General features: G+C 72.3%; 4 protein-coding genes. All 4 read left to right on the top strand.

The features are described from left to right. Positions 1–549: 549 nt before the first annotated feature. Positions 550–1,056: a hypothetical protein gene (locus tag KUM38_RS04715; RefSeq protein WP_217128004.1), complete on the top strand. Its 507-nt coding sequence runs from the start codon at positions 550–552 to the stop codon at positions 1,054–1,056. Positions 1,057–1,102: 46 nt separating this feature from the next. Continuing rightward, positions 1,103–1,771, top strand: coding sequence for an HAD family hydrolase (locus tag KUM38_RS04710; protein WP_217128003.1), 669 nt, complete (start codon positions 1,103–1,105; stop codon positions 1,769–1,771). A 437-nt stretch (positions 1,772–2,208) separates the two neighbouring features. Next, positions 2,209–7,155 carry an NAD-glutamate dehydrogenase gene (locus tag KUM38_RS04705; RefSeq protein ID WP_217128002.1) on the top strand — a complete coding sequence of 1,649 codons (4,947 nt, stop codon included), beginning with the start codon at positions 2,209–2,211 and terminating at the stop codon, positions 7,153–7,155. 123 nt (positions 7,156–7,278) lie between these two features. Beyond that, positions 7,279–8,342: hypothetical protein (locus KUM38_RS04700; protein ID WP_217128001.1), on the top strand; the 1,064-nt coding region annotated here is incomplete at its 3' end.

The raw sequence follows: 8,342 nt of genomic DNA, 5'->3' as shown, positions 1-8,342 counted from the left end.
GGGCGGACGAGGCGCGATGGCGGCGGGGGAGGGGTGGCCTCCGTCAGGGGCTGGGGCGGGTGGGACGGCGCCGCCGGGGAGCGCGGCAGCGGACGGGCGGCCTCCGTCGGAGGAAGGGGCGGGGGCGGGTTCTTCCGCGGCGGGGCGGGAGGAAGCGGTGCCGGCGGGGCGGCGGGAGTCGCGGCGGATGGGGGGACGGGTGCCGGGGCGATGCTGTGCCCTGGTCATGACCTTGTACATGGGACCCCGTTCGACGGGCCCGGGCCGGCCGGGGAGCCGGGTGATACCGGGCGGTAACTTCGTGGTTGGGGATCTTGTACGGGGCGGTGCGGCGCGGTGACAAGGAGGCGGCGGGCGGGCCGAGGCGGCGGGGGAATTCACCTATCAGGGTGACTGCGGGGTCCTCGACGCCGTAACCGGGCGGGCGTACCGGGTGAATTCCTGGACGGAGGTGGACGCGGCCGAGGGTGCGGGCGGGGACTCGATGGGGGACGCCCGCGCGTATCCTGAAGGCCCCTTCGCAGCCTCGATCACACGAAAGCGGCCGACATGCGCGTCTACGTCCCCCTGACCCTCCCCGGGCTCGCCGAGGCGTACCGGACGGGTGCGCTGGGCGACGGGCCGTTCCTCGCGTACGCCGTGACGCCCGCGCTGCGCGAGTGGTACCTCTCCGACGACCTCGAGGAGCTGGAGTACGCCGCGCTCGGCCGCGCCGCGCTGGCCTCCCTGCGGCTGTTGGCGGCGGACGCCGGTGCGCCGCGGCGCCGGGTCGTGGTCGCCGTGGACGTGTCCGACGGCGCCGTCTCGACCGACCCCGACCGGGGCCTCGACCCGGCCGCCCTCGGCGAGGTGCGGGTCGCCGGCGGCGTACGGCTGGCCGAGGCGGCCGCGGTGCACGTGGACGCGGCGGACGCGGAGGCGGACGTGGCGGCCGCGGCGGACGCGCTGCCCGCGGCGGACGGCGGGGACGACGACGCGCGGTTCACGGTGGACGGGGCGGAGGACCACGAACTGCTCTGGTACGCCACCCAGGAGATCCCCAACTTGGTGGGTTGACCCGCGGTTTCCCTGAATGTCAGTCCGGGCGGGTACGTTCTCGGGCATGGGGACGCACAAGGACGCGCACATCGTCTGGGACTGGAACGGCACGCTGTTCCACGATGTCGACGCGGTCATCGGGGCGACGAACGCGGCCTTCGCCGAGCTGGGCCTGGAGCCGCTCACGCTGGAGCGGTACCGGGAGCTGTACTGCGTGCCGGTGCCCAAGTTCTACGAGCGGCTGATGGGGCGGCTGCCCAGCGCGGCCGAGTGGGAGCTGATGGACGCCACCTTCCACCGCCACTACACGGAGCACCACGTGCGGTGCGGGCTCGCCGAGGGCGTGGTGGAGCTGCTGGCGGGCTGGGCGTCGGCAGGCCGCAGCCAGTCCATCCTCAGCCTGTACGGGCACGAGGACCTGGTCCCGCTGGTGAGGGGCTTCGGGATCGAGGCGCACTTCATACGGGTCGACGGACGGACCGGACCCTCCGGGGGCGGCAAGGCGGAACACATGGTGCGCCACCTCCGCGCGCTGACCGGGGTGGACCCGGCGCGCACGGTGGTGATCGGTGACGCGGCCGACGACGCGCTGGCCGCCCGGCACGTGGGAGCACGCGCCGTCCTGTACACCGGCGGCTCCCACGGCCGCGCCAGCCTGGAGGCGGTGGGCGTCCCGGTGGTGGACACCCTGCGGGAGGCCGTGGTGGAGGCGGAGCGCCTGGCGGCTTCCTGAAGCGCGCGCACTGTGCAGAACGTCAAAGTTCACGGCCTGGTTTTGTACACATACGGCTCATGACGGGGGGCCTGTGAGGAGCGATAGCCTTGGTGGCGTGATCAGCGCGATAGCTCGCGGGGGCCTCGGTGTCCCTGCTGTGCGCCCGGGCGGTACGGACGACATCCGCGCCCGGGTGGCGGTCGCTGGTCTTCGCGGGCGGCACGGGGCCAAGAGGGCACCCGGGGCGCGGCGCACCTCCCGGGAACAGACGTCGCGGAGCGCGGCGTCCCACCCGTCGGGCGCGTCGGATCCGGCCGAGAAGCCCCCGCTCCTCCCCCCTCACGGCATAGCGTCGGTACGGACCGGACACCCCGTGTCGTACCACCGCACCACGAGGGCGGAGACCGTACTTCCTTCTACGTCACGCAACGGCGCGCGACAGGAGCCAGAGGACCATGCAGACCAAGCTGGACGAAGCCAAGGCCGAGCTGCTCGAGAGGGCGGCACGGGTAGCTGAGAACAGCCCGGCCGGGGGGAAACTGCCGACCGGGACGACGGACAAGGGCATGCCCGACCGGGACACCGTGCTCGAGTTCCTCCAGCGCTACTACCTGCACACCGCCCCGGAGGACCTGACCGACCGCGACCCGGTCGACCTCTTCGGAGCCGCCTACTCGCACTACCGGCTCGCCGAGGGCCGCCCCCAGGGCACGGCCAACGTCCGGGTCCACACCCCGACCGTCGAGGAGAACGGCTGGACCTGCAGCCACTCCGTCGTCGAGGTGGTCACGGACGACATGCCCTTCCTGGTCGACTCCGTCACCAACGAGCTGACCCGCCAGGGCCGCGGCATCCACGTGGTCATCCACCCGCAGATCGTGGTCCGCCGGGACGTGACCGGCAAGCTGATCGAGGTGCTCACCACCCCGGTCGGCGGCGACCTCCCCCAGGACACGCGCGGCCTTCCGCACGACGCGCACGTCGAGTCCTGGATCCACGTGGAGATCGACCGCGAGACCGACCGCGGCGACCTCAAGCAGATCACCGCCGACCTGCTGCGGGTCCTCTCCGACGTCCGCGAGGCCGTCGAGGACTGGGGCAAGATGCGCCAGACCGCCACCGCGCTGGCCGAAGGGCTGCCCGACGAGCCCGTCCCCGCCGACCTGCCCGCGCCGCAGGTCGAGGAGGCTCGCGAGCTGCTGCGCTGGCTCGCCGACGACCACTTCACCTTCCTCGGCTACCGCGAGTACGAGCTGCGCCGGGACGACTCGCTGGCCGCCGTCCCCGGCACCGGCCTCGGCATACTGCGCTCCGACCCGCACCACGCCTCCGACGAGGGCCACCCGGTCAGCCCGTCCTTCGAGCGGCTGCCCGCCGACGCCCGCGCCAAGGCACGCGAGCACAAGCTGCTGGTGCTGACCAAGGCCAACAGCCGGGCCACCGTGCACCGGCCGTCGTACCTGGACTACATCGGCGTCAAGAAGTTCGACGCGGACGGCAACGTCGTCGGCGAGCGGCGCTTCCTCGGACTGTTCTCGTCCGCCGCCTACACCGAGTCCGTGCGCCGGGTGCCGGTGATCCGCCGCAAGGTCGAGGAGGTCCTGGAGCGCGCCGGCTTCTCGCCGCACAGCCACGACGGGCGCGACCTGCTCCAGATCCTGGAGACCTACCCGCGCGACGAGCTGTTCCAGACCCCGGCCGCCGAGCTCCAGTCCATCGTGACCTCGGTGCTCTACCTCCAGGAGCGCCGCCGGCTCCGGCTCTACCTGCGCCAGGACGAGTACGGGCGCTACTACTCCGCCCTCGTCTACCTGCCGCGCGACCGCTACACCACCGGTGTGCGCCTGCGGATCATCGACATCCTCAAGGAGGAGCTCGGCGGCATCAGCGTCGACTTCACCGCCTGGAACACCGAATCGGTCCTCTCCCGGCTGCACTTCGTGGTCCGCGTCCCGCAGGGCACCGAACTGCCCGAGCTGTCCGACGCCGACAAGGAGCGCATCGAGGCCCGGCTCGTCGCGGCCGCCCGCTCCTGGGCCGACGGCTTCGCCGAGGCGCTGAACGCCGAGTTCGGCGAGGAGCGCGCCGCCGAGCTGCTGCGCCGCTACTCCGGCGCCTTCGCCGAGGGCTACAAGGCCGACCACCCCCCGCGGAGCGCCGTCGCCGACCTGGCGCGCCTGGAGGAGCTCGGCGAGGAGCGGGACTTCGCGCTCAGCCTGTACGAGCCGGTGGGCGCGGCCGCCGAGGAGCGCCGCTTCAAGATCTACCGCAGGGGGGAGGCCGTCTCCCTGTCCGCGGTGCTGCCGGTGCTCCAGCGGCTCGGCGTCGAGGTCGTCGACGAGCGGCCGTACGAGCTGCGCTGCGCGGACCGCAGCGTGGCCTGGATCTACGACTTCGGCCTGCGGATGCCCAAGGGCGCGTCCGCCGACCAGCTCGGGGACGACGCCCGTGAGCGGTTCCAGGACGCCTTCGAGGCGACCTGGACCGGCAAGGCGGAGAACGACGGCTTCAACGCCCTCGTGCTCAGCGCCGGGCTGACCTGGCGGCAGGCCGTGGTGCTGCGGGCGTACGCCAAGTACCTGCGCCAGGCGGGCTCCACCTTCAGCCAGGACTACATGGAGGACACCCTCCGCCACAACGTCCACACCACCCGGCTGCTCGTCTCCCTCTTCGAGGCGCGGATGTCGCCGGACCGGCAGCGCGCCGGGTACGAGCTGGTGGACGCGCTCCTCGAGGAGGTCGACGCCGCCCTCGACCAGGTCGCCTCGCTCGACGAGGACCGCATCCTGCGCTCCTTCCTCACGGTCATCAAGGCGACGCTGCGCACCAACTTCTTCCAGGAGACGAGCGGCGGCGTGCCGCACGACTACGTCTCCATGAAGTTCGACCCGACGGCCATCCCGGACCTCCCGGCGCCGCGCCCGGCGTTCGAGATCTGGGTGTACTCGCCGCGTGTCGAGGGCGTGCACCTGCGCTTCGGCAAGGTCGCGCGCGGTGGTCTGCGCTGGTCGGACCGCCGGGAGGACTTCCGTACGGAGATCCTCGGCCTGGTCAAGGCACAGATGGTGAAGAACACCGTCATCGTGCCGGTGGGCGCCAAGGGCGGCTTCGTCGCCAAGCAGCTGCCCGACCCGGGCGTGGACCGCGACGCCTGGCTGGCCGAGGGCATCGCCAGCTACCGGACGTTCATCTCGGCACTGCTCGACATCACCGACAACATGGTGGCCGGCGAGGTCGTGCCCCCGGCGGACGTCGTCCGGCACGACGAGGACGACACGTACCTCGTCGTCGCGGCCGACAAGGGCACCGCGACGTTCTCGGACATCGCCAACGAGGTCGCCGAGTCGTACAACTTCTGGCTCGGTGACGCCTTCGCCTCCGGCGGCTCCGCCGGATACGACCACAAGGGCATGGGCATCACCGCCCGCGGCGCCTGGGAGTCCGTGAAGCGGCACTTCCGGGAGCTGGGCGTGGACACCCAGAGCCAGGACTTCACGGTCGTCGGCATCGGCGACATGTCCGGTGACGTGTTCGGCAACGGCATGCTGCTCAGCGAGCACATCCGCCTGGTCGCCGCCTTCGACCACCGGCACATCTTCATCGACCCGAACCCGGACGCGGCCGTCTCCTACGCCGAGCGCCGCCGTCTGTTCGAGCTGCCGCGCAGCTCCTGGGCCGACTACGACACCGGGCTGCTGTCGGCCGGTGGCGGGATCTTCCCGCGCAGCGCCAAGTCCATCCCGGTCAACTCGCAGATCCGCGAGGCCCTCGGCATCGAGCCGGGCGTCACCAAGGTGACCCCGGCCGACCTGATGAAGGCCATCCTCAGGGCGCCGGTGGACCTGCTGTGGAACGGCGGCATCGGCACGTACGTCAAGGCGTCCACCGAGTCCAACGCCGACGTCGGCGACAAGGGCAACGACGCCATCCGCGTCGACGGCCGGGACCTGCGGGTCTCCGTCGTCGGTGAGGGCGGCAACCTGGGCATGACGCAGCTCGGCCGGATCGAGTTCGCGTCGCACGGCGGCCGGATCAACACCGACGCGATCGACAACAGCGCCGGCGTGGACACCTCCGACCACGAGGTGAACATCAAGATCCTGCTCAACGGTCTCGTCAAGGACGGCGACATGACCGTGAAGCAGCGCAACAAGCTGCTCGCCGAGATGACCGACGAGGTCGGCCGGCTGGTGCTGCGCAACAACTACGCGCAGAACACCGCCATCGCCAACGCGCTGGCCCAGTCCAAGGACATGGTCCACGCCCAGCAGCGGTTCCTGAAGCACCTGGTGCGCGAGGGCCAGCTGGACCGGGCCCTGGAGTTCCTGCCCACCGACCGCCAGATCCGCGAGCGGCTCTCCTCCGGGCAGGGCCTGACCGGACCGGAGACGGCCGTGCTGCTGGCGTACACGAAGATCACGGTCGCCGACGAGCTGCTGGGAACCTCGCTGCCCGACGACCCGTATCTGAAGGTGCTGCTGCACGCGTACTTCCCGACGGCGCTGCGCGAGCAGTTCCCCGACCGGATCGACACCCACCCGCTGCGCCGCGAGATCACCACGACGGTGCTGGTCAACGACACGGTCAACACGGGCGGGACGACGTATCTGCACCGGCTGCGCGAGGAGACCGGCGCGTCGCTGGAGGAGATCGTCCGGGCGCAGACCGCGGCCCGCGCGATCTTCCGCTCCTCGGTGGTGTGGGACGGGGTCGAGGCGCTCGACAACACGGTCGACGCGGAGGTCCAGACCCGCGTCCGGCTGCACTCGCGCCGACTGGTGGAGCGCGGTACGCGGTGGCTGCTCAACAACCGGCCGCAGCCGCTGGAGCTCGAGGAGACGGTGTCGTTCTTCGCCGAGCGGGTCGAGCAGGTCTGGTCGCAGCTGCCGAAGCTGCTGCGCGGCGCGGACCTGGACTGGTACCAGAAGATCTACGACGAGCTGAGCGGCGCCGGTGTCCCGGACGAGCTGGCCACCCGGGTCGCCGGATTCTCCTCCGCCTTCCCGACGCTCGACATCGTGTCGGTCGCCGACCGGACGGGCAAGGAGCCGCTGGACGTCGCCGAGGTGTACTACGACCTCGGCGACCGGCTGCGCATCACCCAGCTGATGGACCGCATCATCGAGCTGCCGCGCGCCGACCGCTGGCAGTCCATGGCCCGCGCGGCGATCCGCGAGGACCTGTACGCGGCGCACGCGGCGGTGACCGCGGACGTGCTGGCGGAGGGCAACGGCTCGTCGACGCCGCAGCAGCGCTTCAAGCTGTGGGAGCAGAAGAACGCGGCGCTGCTGGGCCGGGCCCGTACCACGCTGGAGGAGATCCACGGCTCCGACACGTTCGACCTCGCCAACCTGTCGGTGGCGATGCGGACGATGCGGACGCTGCTGCGGTCGCACTCGTAGGCAGGTGACCGCGAGGGCGCTCCGGACCGTCGGGTCCGGGGCGCCCTCGCGGCGTTGTGGTGCCTTGGGTGGGCATCGGCGCGGATCCGGTGCGGGACCGCCGTCGCGGGCAATGGCTCCTGTGTGAGCGTCCGATCCTCCTCGTCCGCCGCGCCCGGCAGGACCGGCGCGCGCCGCGCCGCGGACCGCCCGGCGGCCCTCGGCCGCACCGTGGCCGCGGCCGGCGCCGGACTCGTCCTCGCCCTGCTGGTCCTGGTGGTCGTGCGGCTCCCCTGGGCCGGTGACCTGGGCATGCACGCGGCGACCGTGCAGCGGCTGCGGCACGGTCCGCTCGACCCCGGCAACCCGCTGGTCGACGCGGACACGCCGAGCCCGTACTACTCGCCGTGGATGCTGCTGCTGGGTGCCGTCGCCCGGTTGTCGGGTCTTTCGGTGTTCGTGGTCCTGCGGCTGGCCGCCGCCGCCGGACTGGCGCTGCTGGTGACGGGCGTGTGGCGGTACGTGCGGACGCTGAGCGCGCACCGGGCCGCGCCCGCGCTCGCCCTGCTGAGCCTGCTGCTGCTGTGGGGCACGACCCCGTTCCTGTGGAGCGGCTTCCCGGGGCTCCACTCGCTCGCGCTGACGGTGTCGTATCCGAGCACGTTCACCCTCGGTCTCGCCTTCCACCTCTGGGCGTGGCTGACGGGGGCGCTGCGCCGGGGGGCCGGGTGGCCGGAGTGGCTCGGGCTGGGAGTGCTGTGGGGGGTGATCCTGCTCTGCCATCAGTTCTCCGGGGTCGTGGCCACGGCGGGTGCCGTCGCCACGGTGCTCGCGGCGCGGCGGCCCGGACGCGCGGTGTGGCCGCGGCTCGGCGCCGGGGTGCTGGTGGGGGCGGTGGTGCTGTGGGTGTGGCCGTACTACGACTTCTTCGCGCTGTTCGGCGCGGGGGGCGGGCTGGAGCGGGTGCACCGGGTGCTGTACGGGCATCCGGCCGCGCGGTTCGGGCTGGTGCTGCTCGGGGTGGCCGCGCTGGTGCCGCGGGGGTGGCGGGACCGGCGGGATCCGCTGGTCCTCTTTTTTGCGCTGGGGGTGGTGGTCGTGGGGGCGGGGTGGCTGAGCGGCCACTACTCGTGGGGGCGTGCGCTGCCGGCTGTGGTGATTCCGGCGCAGCTCGCGGTGGTGCTGGAGGCGGTCGGGGCGGTCGGGGC

The sequence above is a fragment of the Streptomyces sp. AC558_RSS880 genome, assembly GCF_019049255.1.
Classification (GTDB): domain Bacteria; phylum Actinomycetota; class Actinomycetes; order Streptomycetales; family Streptomycetaceae; genus Streptomyces.
This window is presented reverse-complemented; position numbering and strand designations above follow the sequence as displayed.